This is a genomic window from Burkholderia sp. M6-3, from assembly GCF_050858985.1.
Classification (GTDB): Bacteria; Pseudomonadota; Gammaproteobacteria; order Burkholderiales; family Burkholderiaceae; genus Paraburkholderia; species Paraburkholderia caledonica.
This window is the reverse complement of record NZ_CP110090.1, coordinates 1,778,007-1,794,696: the sequence shown is the minus strand read 5'-3', so window position 1 is coordinate 1,794,696 and position 16,690 is coordinate 1,778,007. Positions and strand designations below refer to the sequence as shown.

General features: G+C 62.8%; 13 protein-coding genes. 4 read left to right on the top strand and 9 right to left on the bottom strand.

What is annotated here, in order from left to right; all coding sequences use genetic code 11:
* Positions 1–40: 40 nt before the first annotated feature.
* Entirely contained in the window at positions 41–2,578 is a 2,538-nt protein-coding gene (locus tag OH764_RS07770; protein ID WP_498848620.1) for a penicillin-binding protein 1A, read from the bottom strand.
* A gap of 169 nt (positions 2,579–2,747) precedes the next feature.
* On the opposite strand from OH764_RS07770, the gene fabV reads away from it, so the two are divergent.
* Positions 2,748–3,944 (top strand): enoyl-ACP reductase FabV, encoded by a 1,197-nt coding sequence (gene fabV / locus OH764_RS07765; protein WP_498848619.1) that lies wholly within the window; start codon positions 2,748–2,750, stop codon positions 3,942–3,944.
* A 118-nt stretch (positions 3,945–4,062) separates the two neighbouring features.
* Here fabV and OH764_RS07760 read toward each other — a convergent pair whose 3' ends face one another.
* Positions 4,063–4,692: a glutathione S-transferase family protein gene (locus OH764_RS07760; RefSeq protein ID WP_498848618.1), complete on the bottom strand. Its 630-nt coding sequence runs from the start codon at positions 4,690–4,692 to the stop codon at positions 4,063–4,065.
* A 213-nt stretch (positions 4,693–4,905) separates the two neighbouring features.
* Between OH764_RS07760 and OH764_RS07755 the strand changes: the two genes are divergently transcribed.
* Both OH764_RS07755 and OH764_RS07750 read left to right on the top strand, forming a co-directional pair.
* A complete protein-coding gene (locus tag OH764_RS07755; protein ID WP_020065989.1) occupies positions 4,906–5,271 on the top strand; it encodes a hypothetical protein in 366 nt (121 codons plus the stop codon).
* 210 nt (positions 5,272–5,481) lie between these two features.
* Positions 5,482–6,414: a LysR family transcriptional regulator gene (locus tag OH764_RS07750; RefSeq protein WP_498848617.1), complete on the top strand. Its 933-nt coding sequence runs from the start codon at positions 5,482–5,484 to the stop codon at positions 6,412–6,414.
* A gap of 113 nt (positions 6,415–6,527) precedes the next feature.
* Here OH764_RS07750 and OH764_RS07745 read toward each other — a convergent pair whose 3' ends face one another.
* The 4 genes from OH764_RS07745 to aldA all read right to left on the bottom strand — a co-directional run bounded on the left by OH764_RS07745 (position 6,528) and on the right by aldA (position 12,442).
* The gene (locus OH764_RS07745) at positions 6,528–8,189 is read right to left on the bottom strand and encodes a GMC family oxidoreductase (protein ID WP_498848616.1); all 1,662 of its coding nucleotides are present in this window, start codon (positions 8,187–8,189) and stop codon (positions 6,528–6,530) included.
* Positions 8,190–8,247: 58 nt separating this feature from the next.
* Positions 8,248–9,465 (bottom strand): mandelate racemase/muconate lactonizing enzyme family protein, encoded by a 1,218-nt coding sequence (locus OH764_RS07740; protein ID WP_498848615.1) that lies wholly within the window; start codon positions 9,463–9,465, stop codon positions 8,248–8,250.
* Positions 9,466–10,773 (bottom strand): MFS transporter, encoded by a 1,308-nt coding sequence (locus OH764_RS07735; protein ID WP_498848776.1) that lies wholly within the window; start codon positions 10,771–10,773, stop codon positions 9,466–9,468.
* 217 nt (positions 10,774–10,990) lie between these two features.
* Positions 10,991–12,442 (bottom strand): aldehyde dehydrogenase, encoded by a 1,452-nt coding sequence (gene aldA / locus OH764_RS07730; protein WP_498848614.1) that lies wholly within the window; start codon positions 12,440–12,442, stop codon positions 10,991–10,993.
* 268 nt (positions 12,443–12,710) lie between these two features.
* On the opposite strand from aldA, the gene OH764_RS07725 reads away from it, so the two are divergent.
* Positions 12,711–13,880, top strand: a complete 1,170-nt coding sequence (locus tag OH764_RS07725; protein WP_498848613.1) for a porin — start codon at positions 12,711–12,713, stop codon at positions 13,878–13,880.
* A gap of 11 nt (positions 13,881–13,891) precedes the next feature.
* Here OH764_RS07725 and OH764_RS07720 read toward each other — a convergent pair whose 3' ends face one another.
* The 3 genes from OH764_RS07720 to OH764_RS07710 all read right to left on the bottom strand — a co-directional run bounded on the left by OH764_RS07720 (position 13,892) and on the right by OH764_RS07710 (position 16,666).
* The gene (locus OH764_RS07720) at positions 13,892–14,380 is read right to left on the bottom strand and encodes an MgtC/SapB family protein (RefSeq protein WP_498848612.1); all 489 of its coding nucleotides are present in this window, start codon (positions 14,378–14,380) and stop codon (positions 13,892–13,894) included.
* Positions 14,381–14,509: 129 nt separating this feature from the next.
* Complete coding sequence (locus OH764_RS07715; protein ID WP_498848611.1) at positions 14,510–15,103, bottom strand: type IV pili methyl-accepting chemotaxis transducer N-terminal domain-containing protein; 594 nt, start codon at positions 15,101–15,103, stop codon at positions 14,510–14,512.
* A 195-nt stretch (positions 15,104–15,298) separates the two neighbouring features.
* Entirely contained in the window at positions 15,299–16,666 is a 1,368-nt protein-coding gene (locus tag OH764_RS07710) for an MFS transporter (protein WP_020065980.1), read from the bottom strand.
* Between the last annotated feature and the right edge of the window lie 24 nt (positions 16,667–16,690).

Below are 16,690 nucleotides of genomic sequence, written 5' to 3'. Positions count from 1 at the left end.
CACGGCGACGCGGCGCCCCGTCGTCCTCGCCCGGTCGCCGTCAAGGCGAGCCGCTCGCGGCGCCAGCCTGACTCCCGGTGCCCACGGCGTCCGGCGGCACGACGTCGTCCGGCGTGGGCGTAGGCGCCAATGCCGCTGCCCCGGCGCCCTGCGCGTCGCCGTGGACGGGCTCGCTGCCCAACACCGACGTAGTTGCCGAGCCGGAGGCCGTTGCGTCGCCGGGCGTGGAAAGAAGCGGCGGTAACGCCCGCGATTCCGCGCTGGCGCCCGCTGCTGCACTGGCGGCAGCCTCGGCGCTCACACCTTCAGTCGCCGCCCCCGGCGAAGCCGTCGCCACAGGCGCATGCCGCGTGGTGTTGCGAGCCGTCACGGCCGTCTGAGACTTGACCGTCGACGACGGAAAGAGATGCTGGAACCACTCCCGCAGCCGCTCGGAACGCTCGGCGAACCAGCCCGGCTGCTGCTCGGTGGCGAACCTCACGCGTGTGTCGACCAGCTTCGAACGCTGCGCGCGCTGGAAGAAGTCGCCGACGATCGGCAACGCGCTATGCGCGCCCTGTCCCCAGTAGTCGCTGCGCAACGTCACGCGGCTGTCGTTGAAGCCGACCCACGCGCCGGCCACGAGTTGCGGATGAATCAGGATGAACCAGCCGTCTGCGTTGCCCTGCGTCGTGCCGGTCTTGCCGGCTACGTCGCCGCGCACGCCGAAGCGTCCGCGTATCGCCGATCCCGTGCCGCGGCTCACGACGTCGCGCATCACGTCGACGAGCGTGCGGGCGGCGTCCGCGGGCAGTTCCTGTTGCGGCTGCACCGGCGCGAAGTCGGCGAGCACTTCGCCGTTGCGGTCCTTGATGCGCGTGACCATCACCGGCTCCACGTATCCGCCGAGGTTGGCAATCGTTCCGTACGCCGACACCATTTCCTTCAGCGTGACCGGGCTCGTGCCGAGCGCGAGCGACGGCACGGCGTCGAGCGGGCTGTCGCGCACGCCCATGGCGCGGGCGAGCCGCGCGACCTTGTTCGGGCCGACCGTTTGCATCAGTTGCGCGGTGATGCGGTTGCGCGAATAGGCGAGCCCGTCGCGCAGCGTGATTGCCCGCTCGCTCGGCTCGTCTTCGTCGCTCGGACGCCAGACTTCTCCGCCCGTGAGTTGTATTTCGACCGGTTGATCGAGGAGCGTGTCGGTCGGCTTCGCACCCGCCTCGAAGGCGGCCGCGTAGACAAACGGCTTGAACGTCGAGCCAGGCTGACGGCGCGCCTGCTGCACGTGGTCGAACGGATCCTGGCTGAAGTCGCGGCTGCCGACCCACGCCCTGATCTGGCCGTTGCGCGGGTCCATCGCGAGAAAATCCGCCTGCACGCGGGTCTTGGATTCGCAGACGGACTGCACGAGGTTGCGGTCGGACGACACGCGCTTGAGCGCATCGTCGTCGGTCAGACCCATGTCTTTCGCGGCCCGAAAGTCCGGCGTTTCGCGCAGGAAGGTTGCGAGCAGATCCTTGCCGTTCGAACAACCGGCGCGGCTGCCCCACGCCGCATTGGCAATGCCTTGCAACTGGTTGCCCTGCAGGATCACCGCCTGGGTGGCCATGGTCTGGAGGCGCGAATCGATCGTGGTGCGCACCACGAGGCCGTCCGAATAAATGTTGTAGTCGTTGCGGTCGGCCCACGCCGCGAGCCACTTGCGCAGTTGCTGCGCAAAGTGCGGCGCGGGTCCCGGCGGCTCGGTCTGCCGCTCGAAGTCGATGCGCAGCGGACGTTTTCTGAGCGTCTCGAACGCGGCGGGCGTCAGCTTGCCGAACTTCACCATCTGCGCGAGCACGGTATTGCGCCGCTGCAATGCGCGCTCCGGGTTGAGCACCGGGTTGTAGTAGCTGTTGCCCTTCAGCATGCCCGCGAGCGTCGAGCTTTCCAGCACGTTCAGGTCCGACGCCGATTTGTCGAAATACGTGCGCGCCGCCATCTCGATGCCGTACGCGTTGTAGAGAAACGGCACCGTGTTCAGGTACGTTTCGAGGATCTCGTCCTTCGTATAGAGCGCCTCGATCTTGAAGGCGGTGATCGCCTCCTTCAGCTTGCGGGTCAGCGTCGGCGCACGGCCGATTTCGTCCGGATAGAGATTGCGCGCGAGTTGCTGCGTGATCGTCGAGCCGCCCTGCCGGTCGCCGGAAAACGTATGCAGCGCGGCCGATGCCGTGCGCCGCCAGTCCAGCCCGAAATGCTCATAGAAGCGATGATCTTCGGTGGCGATCAGCGCATTGACCACATTCGGCGAGATGTCCTTGAGCTTGACCCACTCGCGGTTGGACGGCTTGAACTCGGCGAGCAGCTTACCGTCGGCCGAGAGAATGCGCGCGGGCTGCTCGATCTTGGCCTTGCGAATATCGCCGATGCCCGGCGTGAACGGAATCAGCAGCAGCACATAAAGCACGAACAACAGCGGAAGCGCCGCGCAGGCCCTCAGCACGCCACGGCGGGTCGGATGGCGCAGGTGCCGCAACGCCCCGGTCACGAGCGGGTTCGCGCGGGTCAGACCTCGGTCGAGGGTCTCCAGAATCAGGGAAATAAAACGCTTCACACCGGTTACCGTCTGCTGGAAAAGGCTGAATCGTACCAAGATGTGCGGAGCCGCCCGATTTCCGGCTGTCATGACGGCCCGCCCGGCGCTCTACGTGACCGATCCCGCGCGCCACGCCAGGAGCCGCGCGGGCCACTATAATGTCGCCAATTCCGACAAGAGGTGCTTCATGATCATCAAACCGCGCGTGCGTGGCTTCATCTGCGTCACCACCCATCCGACGGGCTGCGAGGCCAACGTCAAGGAACAGATCGAATACGTCAAGGCACGCGGTCCCATCGCCAACGGTCCCAAAAAGGTCCTCGTGATTGGCGCATCCACGGGCTACGGACTTGCCGCGCGCATCACCGCGGCGTTCGGCAGCGGCGCGGACACGCTCGGCGTGTTCTTCGAGCGTGGCGGCAGCGAAACCAAAGCGGGCACGGCTGGCTGGTACAACAGCGCGGCATTCGAGAAATTCGCGACCGCAGAAGGCCTACACGCGACGAGCATCAACGGCGACGCATTTTCGGACGAAGTAAAGGCACGCACGATCGAGGTCATCAAGCGCGATCTCGGCCAGGTCGACCTCGTCGTGTATAGCCTCGCCGCGCCCAAGCGCACGCATCCGAAAACCGGCGAAGTGTTCAACTCCACGTTGAAACCGGTCGGCAAAGCGGTCAAGCTGCGCGGCATCGACACGGACAAGGAAGTCATCAAGGAAACCGTGCTCGAACCCGCCACGCAAGCCGAAATCGATCATACGGTCGCAGTCATGGGCGGCGAAGACTGGCAAATGTGGATCGACGCGCTGCTGGAAGCCGGCGTGCTCGCAGACGGCGCGAAGACGACCGCGTTCACCTACCTCGGCGAGAAAATCACGCACGACATCTACTGGAACGGCTCGATTGGCGCGGCCAAGAAAGACCTCGACCAGAAAGTGCTCGGCATTCGCGAGAAGCTCTCGGCCAAAGGTGGCGACGCGCGCGTCTCGGTGCTGAAGGCGGTCGTCACGCAAGCAAGTTCCGCCATTCCAATGATGCCGCTCTACCTGTCGCTGCTCTTCAAGGTGATGAAGGCAAAAGGCACGCACGAGGGCTGCATCGAGCAGGTCTACGGCCTCTACAAAGAGAGTCTGTACGGGTCGGCGCCGCACATCGACGACGAAGGACGCTTGCGCGCGGACTACAAGGAACTGGCCCCCGACGTGCAAAACGAGGTTCAGGCGCTGTGGGACAAGGTGACGAACGACAACATCTACGAACTTACCGATTTCAGCGGCTACAAGACGGATTTTCTGCGTCTTTTTGGTTTCGAGATCGCAGGTGTCGACTACGAGGCCGACGTCAATCCCGACGTGCAGATTCCGCGGCTCGTGCAGGTTTGAGCGGTTGCGGTAGCGACCGCGTTTGCGTCTGTGTTTGTGTTGCGGGGCCGTTGTGGCCCCGCGTCGTTTGTCCGGTTGGTCTTCTTCCTCTTTTCTTCTTCTCTGCTCGCGACCGCGTCTACGGCGTGCCGTTGCGGCAGTATTCGCGATAACCGTCTCGTTCCGCGAGACGCGTCATATAAGCGGCGACGGCGGGTAGGTCGTCGTGCTCAATCGGCGTTTCGAGCCAACGGTTGATCGACAGCGCGATCGGAATGTCCGCGAGCGAGAACGCATTGCCCGCGATGAACGCGCCGGTTCGCTGCAACTGCCCTTCGACGATCGCCATGTGCTTCGCCCAGCTCGCCCGCGACGACTCGATCTGCTGCGCGTCGCGATGCGCGGGCGACTGCCGCACGAGCGCGAGGAACGCGTAACTCCACGAGCGGTTCAGTTCGCTTGCCTGCCAGTCGATCCACTGGTCGCACCGCGCGCGCTCGCACGGGTCGCCCGGATACAGCGACTCGCCGCGATCCCGGTAGCGGCCGGCGAGGTAGCGGATGATCGAGTTGGATTCCCACAGTACGAAGTCGCCGTCCTTGATGACGGGGACCATTGCATTCGGATTGAGCGCGAGAAACTGCGGGTCGTTGGTCGGGCGAAATCCCGCGCCCCAGTCTTCCTGCTCGAACGCGAGGTCGAGTTCGGCGCAGGTCCACAGCACCTTGCGCACGTTGATGGATGAAGTCTTGCCGAGGATCTGCAGCATAGGACGTCGGATGCGGTAGTCGGGAAAAAAGGCTACGTTAGCGCGTCGCGGGATTTTCCGCTGCTCGTGCAGCGCCGGCGGGCGCCGTGTAGCGTGCGCCAGGGTACGCCCGGGAATTGCCGCTGGTGAATTCTGCGTGATATTGTTAATAAATGCGGAGGACGGTCGCACGCCGCCTCCCCCGGAAAGCACTTTACCGCAGCGAGCGTCGCCATGAGTGATGTACGCCACCATCTGAGTCCGCGAGACCGCCTGGAGCTGTTGTGCTGGCTCACATGCGGCAGCCTCGGCGCTTATTACCTCAACGAGGACTGGCCCGACGCGGCGTTCCACGTACAGGCCGCCCACAAATGGCTCGACCGGCGCGCGCGCGAGGCCGACTGGCTTTCCATTGCAAAGTTGTCGGCGACCGCGCTGGAGATTGCGCGACGCCACGCGCGCTTTGTCGACACCGACTGGGCGCGCGACGCCGTCGAAGAAATCCTGGACACCGACGAACTCGACCCGCAAGCCCGGCTCGTACGGCAGGTTCTTGCGGATTGCGAGAAGGCGCTGGCGGACCGGCGGACGGCGGATTAACTTTTCCAGTAAAAGCCGGGTTCACGTGGCCGCTTAACGGTTGGACGAATCGTCTGCACTCCGGGCGCTCAGCCGGGAAGTCGAGAAACCGGGAAACCGGCTCAAAACCTCCATGCCGCATGCATCGCTTCGCGCACCCAAACGCTAGAATGCCGGGCATAGCGCGTACTCGCGCGCCACCTTCTCCGGTCGAACACCTTGAAACGCAAAATGCCCGCGCTGAATGCGCTCAAAGCCTTCGAAGTGGCTGGCCGCACGGGCAGCTTCACACGCGCCGCGGAATTGTTGAACGTCACGCAAAGCGCGGTGAGCCGGCAAGTGCGCCAACTGGAGGCGCAGATTGGCGAGACGCTGTTGCAACGCCATCATCACCATTTGGAGCTTTCGGCGGCCGGCCGTGTGCTTCTGCAAGCGCTGCAGCAATCGTTCGACCGTATCGAACTCACGGTGCGCAGCCTGCAGGAGAAAACGCATCGCAACCGCCTGCGCATCAACGCGCCGCCCACCTTCACGAGCCGCTGGCTGATGCCGCGCCTCGGCCGTCTGCGCGACGCGCATCCACACCTTGAATTGAGCCTGTCCACTCGCCTCGACGACAAACTCGCGGAGTCAGGCGTGCTCGACTGCGCAATCCGCTTCGGCAACGGCGAGTGGGAAGGTTTCGACAATCGTCTGTTGATGAACGAACGGCATATCGCTGTCTGCGCGCCGGCATTGCTCGCACGGCAGGCCGGCCGCGCCGCTATCGACCTCAACGAGTTCACGCTGCTGCATGTGCTCGCCAGCGCGGATCAGCGTTACCTGACGTGGCAACACTGGCTGAAAGCCGCCGGAATCGAGAACGTGGATACGCGCGGCGGTTATGAATTCGATCTGCTCGACCACGCGATCCGCGCGGCCATCGACGGGCTCGGCGTGACCATTGCAGACCGCAACATGATCGCGCGCGAACTTGCCGAAGGCCGGCTTGTGCAAGTGTTGAACGTGCACGCCGACGGCCACCAGTCGTACTGGCTCGTCACCCGTGCGGGGCAGGACGAGCTGCCGCACGTCACGCTGTTTCGCAACTGGCTGCAGCAGGAGATCTGGCTGGGTGAACGGGCTTTCGAGTCGTCAGAGGCGGTGCCGTTGGGCGACGTGTAGCGACAGCCGCGCCGTGGATGGTGGCCACGGCGAGAATACTGCAGATAGGAAAAACCCGCGCCGATCGACTGACCGCGCGGCGTTTCAAGCACCTTCTGAAGGGCCAACGAGCATCAGGCGGCGGTGGCGAGTTCGGCCACATGCGGCTCGTGCGCAGCACGCGCGGCAGCGTCGTCGAGAATCATGTCGGCGCCCTTCTCCGCGACCATCATCGTGGGCGCATTGATGTTGCCGGAAGTGATGTTCGGAAAGACCGACGCGTCGACTACGCGCAATCCGGCAACGCCATGCACGCGCAAACGCGCATCCACCACGGACGTGCGCGGATCATTGCCCATCGCGCAAGAGCCACACAAGTGATAGATCGAGCCGGACTGCTCGCGAAAGTACTGCAGGAAGCTTTCGCGGCTCGCCACCTGCGGCCCCGGCGAGATTTCCTCGACCGTGATTTCCTTTAATGCGGGCGATGCCATCACCTTGCGCACGAGTTCGCAGCCCTGGATCACCTCGTCGATATCCTTTTGCGTAGTCAGCGCGTTCAGGCGGATTTTCGCGGCGTCTTCCGCACGGCTCGACGCGATTTCGATGGAGCCGCGGCTCGTCGGCCGGCAAGGATTGAATGCAAGCAGGAAACCGGAGTACGGTTCCGGTTCCAGGTTCGCCTTGTTGCTCTTCGGAATGCGATACGACAGCGGATTGAAGTAGAGCTGCAGGTTAGGCTGCGCCTCCCGCGCGCTGCCTCTGAAGAAACCGCCTGACTGATTCACGCTCATCGCAAGCGGCCCCTTGCGCGTGAGCAAATACTGCAACCCGAGCTTCAGCTTGCCGATCAGCGGCCGCAGTTCGTCGTTCAGCGTCTTTACGTTCGCGCGGTAATAGAAGCTCACGCACAGATGGTCCTGCAAATTCTGGCCAACCGCGGGCAATTCGTTGATCGTCGTAATGCCGTGTTTCGCGAGCAGTGCGCTATCGCCGAGGCCGGACAGTTGCAGCAACTTCGGCGAATCGACCGCGCCGGCAGCGAGAATGACCTCGCGCTTCGCCATGAAACGTCGGGCGACGCCGTTCTGCGTGACGCTCACGCCGATAGCGCGGTGCTTACCCTCGAACAGAACGCGATTGGCCAACACATTGTGTTCGACCTTGAGATTCTTGCGCGCGAGCGCCGGATGCAGATACTCGAAACTGCTCGACGAGCGTTGGCCGTTGCGCGTGTTGACATCGTAAATACCGGCACCTTCGAACTGTGCGCCGTTGAAGTCGTCGCTGCGCCGGTAGCCGGCCTGATCGCAGCCCTTCAGGAACACATGACAGATCGGATGCACGGCGTCTTTCATCGGCGAAATGCGGATTGGGCCGTCAGCGCCGTGATATTCCGTGTCGCCGAGCGGATGCGATTCGAGCTTGCGGAAATACGGCAGGACATCGCGGAATGCCCAGCCTGGATTGCCGGCTGCCGCCCAATCGTCGAAATCGTGCGGTTGGCCGCGCACGTAGATCATCGCGTTGATCGAACCGGAGCCGCCCTGCACCTTGCCGCGCGGGCAATAGATAGGCCGGTTATCGAGCTCCTTTTCCGGCTCGCTGTAGTACATCCAGTTGTAGGTTTCGTTGTAATACGTCTTCGTGAAACCTACCGGAACCTTGAACCAGAACGAGCTGTCTTTGCCGCCCGCCTCCAGCAGCAGCACCGAGTATTCGCCCGATGCCGACAGGCGATTGGCGAGAATGCAGCCCGCCGACCCGGCGCCGACGATGATGTAGTCGTAGTTCATGCTATGTCGCCAGAGCGGCGCTCAATCCATTGAATGCTTGTAGAAGGCCGAGCGGCGTTCAGCCCTTGGCCGGCGCGAGATCTTTCACGTCGACGGGTTGCGCGGCCATTTGCAGGTGCAGACGATCGCCCGTATATGGCGTGTGCTGCGCGACCACTTCCATGTTCAGTTCGACGCCGAGGCCAGGCTCGCGCGACGGAATGATGTAGCCGTCTTCCCACTGAAGCGGTTTCTTCAGCACGGCCGCGTGAAAACCGTCCCACGTGCCGATGCTTTCCTGGATCAGGAAGTTCGGCGTGCATGCCGCCAGCTGAATGCTCGCCGCCGCACCGATCGGACCGTTGTAGAGATGCGGCGCGATCTGCGCGTAATACACCTCGGCAAGTGCAGCAACCTTTTTCGCTTCGAGCAGGCCGCCCACGCGCGCCACGTTCAGTTGCAGGATAGACGCAGCGCCCGCCTGCAGCAGCTTGAAGAACTCGTATTTCGTAGTGAGGCGCTCGCCCGCTGCGACTGGAATGCTCGTGTGCCGCGCGACTTGCGCCATCGCGTCTTCCTGACCCGGCGGCACCGGCTCTTCGAACCAGAGCGGATCGTATTTTTCGAGGCGCTTCGCAAGCCGGATCGCCGATGAGGGCACCATCTGCCCATGCGTGCCGAATAGCAGATCAGCCTTGCTGCCCACCGCTTCACGCACGCGGCGGCAGAATGTCTCGCAACGGTCGAGCACTTCCATCGACAGTTGATGCCCCGAGTAAGCCGTGTATGGCCCCGCAGGATCAAACTTCAACGCCGTGAAGCCGCGCTTCACGTTCTCGGCGGCGCATTCGGCGGCGAGGTCGGGATCGTCGTAATCGTATTCGCCGCGGCTGTTCTTCGGGTACAGGTATGTGTACGAACGCAGGCGCGGATTGACCATGCCGCCGAGCAACTCGTACACCGGCTTGCCTGCGGCCTTGCCGATGATGTCCCAGCACGCCATTTCGAGGCCGCTCACCACGCCCATCATCGTCAGGTCGGGACGTTGCGTGAAGCCGCTCGAATACGCTTCGCGCCAGAGCCGCTCGATATGATGCGGATCGTGATCGAGCAGGTAGCGGGAAAAGACATCGTCCACGATATGCGTCATTGCTTTCGGATGGAACGTGGCCGAATAGATTTCGCCGACGCCTTCAATGCCGCAATCGGTCTTCAGCTTGACGAAGATCCAGTACATGCCGCCGACGTGCGGCGGCGGTACGGCAACGACATGCGTTTCGAGCGAGACAACTTTCATTTACACAACCTCTTTCCTGTTGAGCATGCTTCTCAGCGCGAGTCCGGCGAAACCGCCGAGCGCCGCCATCGCGGCCACATAGCCGAAATACAGCTGATAGCCGAATACGCCCGGAAACGTCTGCGTCAGGTAACCGTTGATGAGCGGCAGAAACACATCGGGCGAATAACCAAGTACGGAGATGAGACCGATTGCAAGGCCCATCGTGGAAACCGGAATGTTGCAGCGATCCAGCATCGACCAGTAAAGCCCGCGAATCGCATAAGTCAGAATGCCGATGAACAGCACGAGAAAGACCAGCAGCACATGACTCGAAATACGCGGTGCGGCCATCAGTCCGACCAGCGACAGCGCGGCGAGGAAGAGCGCGATAACCAGCACGGACACCTTCGAGTAACGGTCGCCGAGAAAGCCGCCGCCAATGCCGCCGATGGGTCGCATCCACAGCTTCAGGGTGGTGATCGTGCCCGCCATGACGACCGTGAGGCCAATATCGCCTTCGTGCAGATAGGCGGAAAAGCTGTAGGTCGCCCAGAACACCTGGTAGCCGCAGAACACAATGGCTGCGACGAGCCACAGTTCGGGAATTTTCGCGAGCGTTGCGAGATCAGCGAGCACGTTGGTGCGCTGGCGCGCTGCGCGATTCGCGGCGTCGGCGCGGGTGCCCTGCTCGCCTTGCGGATCCTTCACGAGCACGAGCACGACGCCGAGCGCGATGCACAGGAACGCGTACAGGTAGACGACCATTCGGAAGCCGGCTGCGACCGTCTCGCCTTTGGTCTGCGTCGCCCATGCGAACAGCGTGATCGCGATCGTGGCGAGCATCGCCTCGATGAGACCGCGCCCGCCGTCGAGCAGACCGAAGAAGCGGCCTTGCTCGTTCGTACCGGCAATCATTGTGACGCGCTTGATGACTGCCGCCCAGAACGTGAGGCCGGTCGACAGGCCCCAGCCGCCGAAGATCAACATCAGCATGGGGAACGACGGTGCGCTCGAATACCACAGCCCGAGCACACCCGTTGCGATCAGCGAGAAACAGATCAGCATGCGTGGCGCGATGCGATCCGCGAGCCAGCCGCTCGGCAGATAGCTCAGCAAGAAGATGGTACCGAGCGACGAGTACAGATAGCCGAGCTGGCTATCGGTGATATGGAACACTTCCAGCATGGTCGGCTGATAGACCTGCCGCAGATACAGAATCGGATAGATCGCGCCGGCGGCGAGCACCAGCAACATCAGCTGCGTATAGCGGCGCCCCTTTGTTTGTTGCAACGCGGCTTGCGCGTCGGCTTTCATGCCGGCTTCCATCTCGCCTAATGCGAGCGCAGCCGGGGTCGAAGACGATTGAACGGGTTGAGATGACACGTGAGCCTCCTGACAGGCACAGCGCCGACTGAGCGGCCTGTGCGTCTCCAATATGTTTTGTTATGAGAGGCAGCGCTTCGCTGTCTCTGGACGAAGCAAGGCAAACGCACGCCGTGCCTTGCGGACTGCAATGCGCGGCGCGGCGCGCGCCGGTTCGGCCTTAGTACTTCATGACGACGAGACGGGTCTGCGTGAATTCGAGCATGCCGTGCTTGCCGTCGTCGCCGCCGAGCCCCGAGCGTTTCCAGCCAGCATGAAAGCCCTGATACGGATCGGCCGGCGTGCGGTTCACATAGAGTTCGCCGGCCTCGATACCGTTGGCGACTTTCATCGCGTTGCGGTAGTTCTCCGTGTAGAGCACTGAGGACAAGCCGAACTGGTGGTCGTTGGCCATGTCGAGCGCTTCATCGAGAGTCCGGTATTTGACGACCGGCATGACCGGACCGAAGGTCTCTTCCTGCACGATCTCCATGTCCTGACGGCAGTTCGACAGCAGCGTGGCCGGGTAGAAAAAGCCTTTGCGCCCGGCCGACGCAGGAAGCTTGCCGCCCGTCTCCAGCGTGGCGCCCGCCGCAACCGCCCGCTCGACCATCGCGTGGATCGACTGGCGCGACGCTTCATTGACGAGCGGACCCATCAGCGAAGGCTGCTCGCTGCGGTCGCCGAATTCGACGGCGCTCATGTGGCGCTTGAGCAGCGCGACGAAGCGGTCGTGCACGCTTTCGTGCACGTAGACGCGTTCGATCGCCGTGCAAAGCTGCCCGCAATGCGTGGTCTTCGAGGCGACCAGTTCACGCGCGGCCCTTTCGAGATCGGCGTCGGCCTCGATGATGGCGGGCGTCTTGCCGCCCAGTTCGAGCGACGGCTTGGCGATGTTCTCCTTGCAGTACTCGAGCACCTTGCGGCCCGCGCCGACGCTGCCCGTCAGCGTGATCATGCCGATCCTCGGATGCGTGCAAAGCGCCTCGGCAGTCGCGTGGTTCATGGCCAGGATATTGACGACGCCCGCGGGCAGGCCGGCCTTCTCGACTGCCTTCGCGATTTCGAATGCGGAGATCGGCGTGTTGTTGCTCGGGCGAACGACCACCGTGTTGCCAGCGATCAGCGCAGGCGCCACCTTGCGCATGAACGTATAGACCGGATAGTTGAACGGAATCAGGCACGCGACCACGCCGATCGGCTCCCGGTGCAGCACGAGGTTTTCATCGGGCGAATCGCTTGGAATCACCTCGCCTTCGATGCGGCGTGCCCACTCCGCGTGGTAACGCGTGATCTGACCGGCATAGACGGCTTCGCTGGTCGCATCGGCGACGCTCTTGCCCGACTCCAGCGCAAGCGCGGCGCCAATGTCCGGCGCGCATTCGGTCAACGCGTCGGCGAGCTTGTGCAGATATGCGCCCCGCTCCGTGGAAGGCAGCTTGCGCCACGCTTTCTGGGCGACCGCCGCGGCGTCGACTGCTGCAATGACGTCGGCGTGGCTCGCGGCCGTGACGTGCGCAATCAGCGCTTCGGTGGCGGGGTTGTAGACGGCGATCAATTCGTGATCGGCAGAACCGGCTGCTGCGGCGGGTTCGAGGAAACGGCCATTGGCAAAGTTTCGGTCGAGTCGCATGTTCGTCTCCTTCTTCTTGCTGTGCGGGAAGCGCATGGCCAGTCGTATCCGGCTACATGCGAAAGTGCATGGACGGAATTTTTGTCTGGGTCATGACCTGCCACAAGCGAATAATTCGCGGGACAAACATTCGAAAAAATCACGTTTATCCAGGGATGTGCCTCATTCGAGAACCGGCGCACGAATCGCAGAATCCGGGCTTCGCCAAAAAGCAGCGGCCGTGCCGAGCCTCGGCCACACGCCGCTCATTACCAACGTGGAGTTCTCGATGATAAAAATGACCTTGTCCGCCACCGCTACCCTCGGTGCGCTCGCAGCCCTTGCGTCACTGGCCGCTCCGTGCGCGTTCGCACAAAGCAGCGTGACGCTCTACGGCGTGCTCGACGAAGGGCTCGACTACACGAACAACGCCGGGCACGGCGCGGTGTGGGAGATGGCAAGCGGCTACGCGCAGGGCAGCCGTTGGGGCCTGAAGGGTTCGGAGGATCTGGGCGGCGGCATGAAAGCCGTGTTTCAGCTGGAAAACGGCTTCGACGTGAACTCCGGGCGGCTCGGCCAGGGTGGCCGCATGTTTGGCCGGCAGGCATATGTGGGATTGAGCGACAGCCGCTTCGGCACGCTCACGTTCGGCCGCCAGTACGATTCGGTGGTGGATTACCTCGCGCAAACCACGGCTAACGGCAACTGGGCCGGCTACCTGTTCGCACATCCGTACGACAACGACAACACCGACAACTCGTTCCGACTCGGCAACAGCGTGAAGTACACGAGCCCCGAAATAGCGGGCCTGCAGTTCGGGGGCGTCTACAGTTTCAGCAACGACACCAACTTCGCCAATAACCGCGCGTACAGCTTTGGCGCCCAGTATGCAACCGGTGGTCTGCTGATCGCGGCGGCCTATTTGCAGGCAAACAATCCCGGCATGGGCGCGGCAGGCGCGATCACCGCGAACGACGCGAGCTTTATCGCCGCACGCATGCGCGTTTTCGGCGGCGGCATCAACTACACGTTCGGCCCGGCTACCGTCGGCTTCGCTTATACGAACTCCACGTATAAGAGCCCGACCGGCAATGGCTATATCGGCATTCCGCTCGCCGCGCCGGGCGTCGAATTGAACACGCTCAAGTATCAGAACTTCGAAGTGAACGGGAAATATCAGTTCACGCCGGCATTCTTCGTCGGTGCTCAGTACGTGTACACCATCGAGAACTACGATGCATCGTCAGGCAGTGTGAAGCCGAAAATCCACTCGGTCGGACTGATGGCGGACTACAACGTCTCCAAACGCACCGACGTATATGTGCAGGGCGAGTACCAGAAGGTCACGGGAGAGTCGACCCATTCGATTCTCGACAATGCGTTTATTCCCGGTGTGCAGGCGCCTTCGTCGACGAGCACGCAGGTCGCCGTGCGCGTTGCGCTGAGGCACAAGTTCTAACGCACACATCGCTATTTGCCGCCGGGCATGTTGCCTTTTACGAGGCGCGCGCTCGACAGGATCAGCAACGCAATCACCACGCTGAGGATCGCCGTGGCCTCGCGTCCGAGGCCCGCGGCCACACCGACGCCGGCGCTGAGCCAGAGGCTTGCCGCCGTCGTCAGGCCGCGCACCTCGCGCTGCGCACTGAGCTTCATGATGGCGCCCGCGCCGAGAAAGCCGATGCCGGACACGAGCCCTTGCAGCACGCGGCTCATGTTGTCTTGTGAGAAGCCGGCTTGCAGCGGCACGACGACGAACAGGGCCGCGCCCACCGCCACCATCATGTGCGTTCGCATACCGGCGTCGCGCTGCGATATTTCCCGCTCGAAACCGAGCACGCCGCCCAGTATCAACGCGAGCCCGAGACGCATCAGCACCTGCGTTACATCGGATGGGTCTCCGAGATCGGAGAATTCTGCCTTGGCCGTTGCCCACACAGCCTGCCATCCGCTGTTCATGTAATTGCCCCGACGTTTGCGAAAACGCCAAGCATAGCCGGGATGAGCACGCGTGGGCAGGTGGGCCGAGGTCCGCGATCAGTGTTGAAGCGCTGCGCGTTGGGCGAACTACGTGTCACGCATGACGTATCAGGCGCCCGAGACTTTCTTCACGAATGCGCTGACCACTGCTTCAAGTTCCTTCGTGATGGAAGTCATGACGCCGGCCACGACTGCGAACTCGCGACCGGTCACGTTCGTGCGGCTTGCCACGATCTGACCGTTGAAGGACACGATATGCGCTTCTTTCGCGATCGCCTTGATGCGATCGATCAACTGCTGCTGCTCTTTCTTCTGGGCACGCGCGATACGGCGGCTTTCCTGTTCGTAGACCGCTGTGACGGCATGTAAGTCGCCGAGCAACGGGTCCGCCGACGCGATCAGGACTTCTAGCGCATTTTCGGCGTTCGAAGCCTCGCGCGCTATGGCGTCGAGCGCCGCGTGCGCCAGGGCAATGAAGTTCGTGATCCTCTTCTCCACGTGTCCGCTGCTGCTATCGCTGGCGTTCCCATGAAAAGCCTCCCGCAAAGCGGGCGAAAAGAGCCCCGGCAGACCATCGCGGCCTTGCACCAGTGCCGCGTGACTGTCCGCGAAAGTGCGCAACGTCTCCCGTGCGATGGCGAGCGCGCCGTCGCTACGACGCAGCGCGAGCATGGCCTTGAAGACGATGCGCTGCGAAAGCATTCGTTGACGCCCTGCCATGTTGATCAACGAGCTCAACACTTCGCTGGAGACGTCCACTTGCGCCGGGAGTCGTTCTATTGTTGAGAGCATATTTACTTCGGAAGATCCAGATCGGCGGGTTGCGTCGGCGCTGTTGGTTGCACGTCGACGCGCCCGTTGATGCGCTGAGTGAATGCTTTCCGTCAGCCAGTTGCGTTACTCGGTTGCATGAGCGTGCATCACGCCCGATTGCATCGACCACGCCATCCACGGCCGGCGCAGCGCGACGATTGCGACAAACGCACACGCGGCCAGCGCGCCGAAGGTGGCAAAGCCCATCTGATATGAACCGGTGCTTTCCTTCGCCATGCCCATCACGACAGGCAGATAGAAACCGCCGATGCCGCCCGCCGCGCCGACGATGCCCGACATCAGGCCGGTACGGCCGGCCCAGCGATGCGGCACGAGCTGGAACGTCGCGCCATTGCCGAGGCCAAAGGCCAGATACAGGCAGAGCAGCAGCGCAATGCCGCCCGCGAGCGTGGGCATGACCGCGGCAAACACGAAGTCGCACACCGAGATGATGGCGAGCAGCACGGTCAGTGCGCGCACGCCGGAGACCTTGTCGGCGATCAGGCCGCCAAGCGGACGCACGAGCGCGCCGGTCGCGGCGAGAAGCGCCATGAAAAGGCCCGCGTCGATCTTCGATAGTTGATAGAGATTGGTGAGCAGCAGCGACACATACGAGGACATACCCACGAAACCCCCGAACGTGATGCTATAGACGAGCATGATGACCCACGTGTCGCGCTCCGCCAGCACCGCACGATAGCGCTTGGGCAGCACTGCAATGGCAAGCAGCGCGCCGATCACCGGCAACAGCAGCACACCCGTTTTGCCCGAACCGAAGATGCCCGCTTCGACCAGCAGCACGAGCACGATCAGGCCGACAAGCGTCACCACGAAGCTGCCAAATGCGCGCAGCACGCTGCCGGTCTTCACGCCGGAGTCGTTTGCCCAGAAATACAGCGTGATGCCTGCGATAGCGAGCAGAGGCAACGCACCGCCCGTTGCTGTCTGCCAGCCGTAGTGAGTGGCGAGTTGCGGGAACAGGAAACCGTCGAGCACCGCGCCGATGTTGCCCGCGGCGGCGAGTCCCAGTACGAGACCCTGTACCTTCGGCGGATAGTTGCTGCCTGCCATCGGCAATGCAACAGCAAAGCTCGCACCGCCCACGCCGAGGAACACGCCTAGCACCAGCAGCAGCGTGTACGACGGAACGGACGGCAGCAACGGCAACACGATGGTCGGCACCGCCGACAGCAGCACGCCGAGCAACGCAATGCGCTTGCCATGCGCCGATTGATAGAGGTTGCCGAGCGTCACCCGCAAGATCGCTGCGGACAGCACGGGCACCGCGACGAGAAGACCTTGCTGCGCCGGGGTCATCGCAATGCTCTTGCTGATGAACGGCGCGAGCGGGCCATACAGAACCCAGACCGTGAAGCCGGTATCGAAATAGAGAAAACACGCTACCAGCGCGCGCCAGTCTCCACTCTTAAGGGAGCTCATCACGTTTTTCATCAGACATCCTCACTAAACTGATTT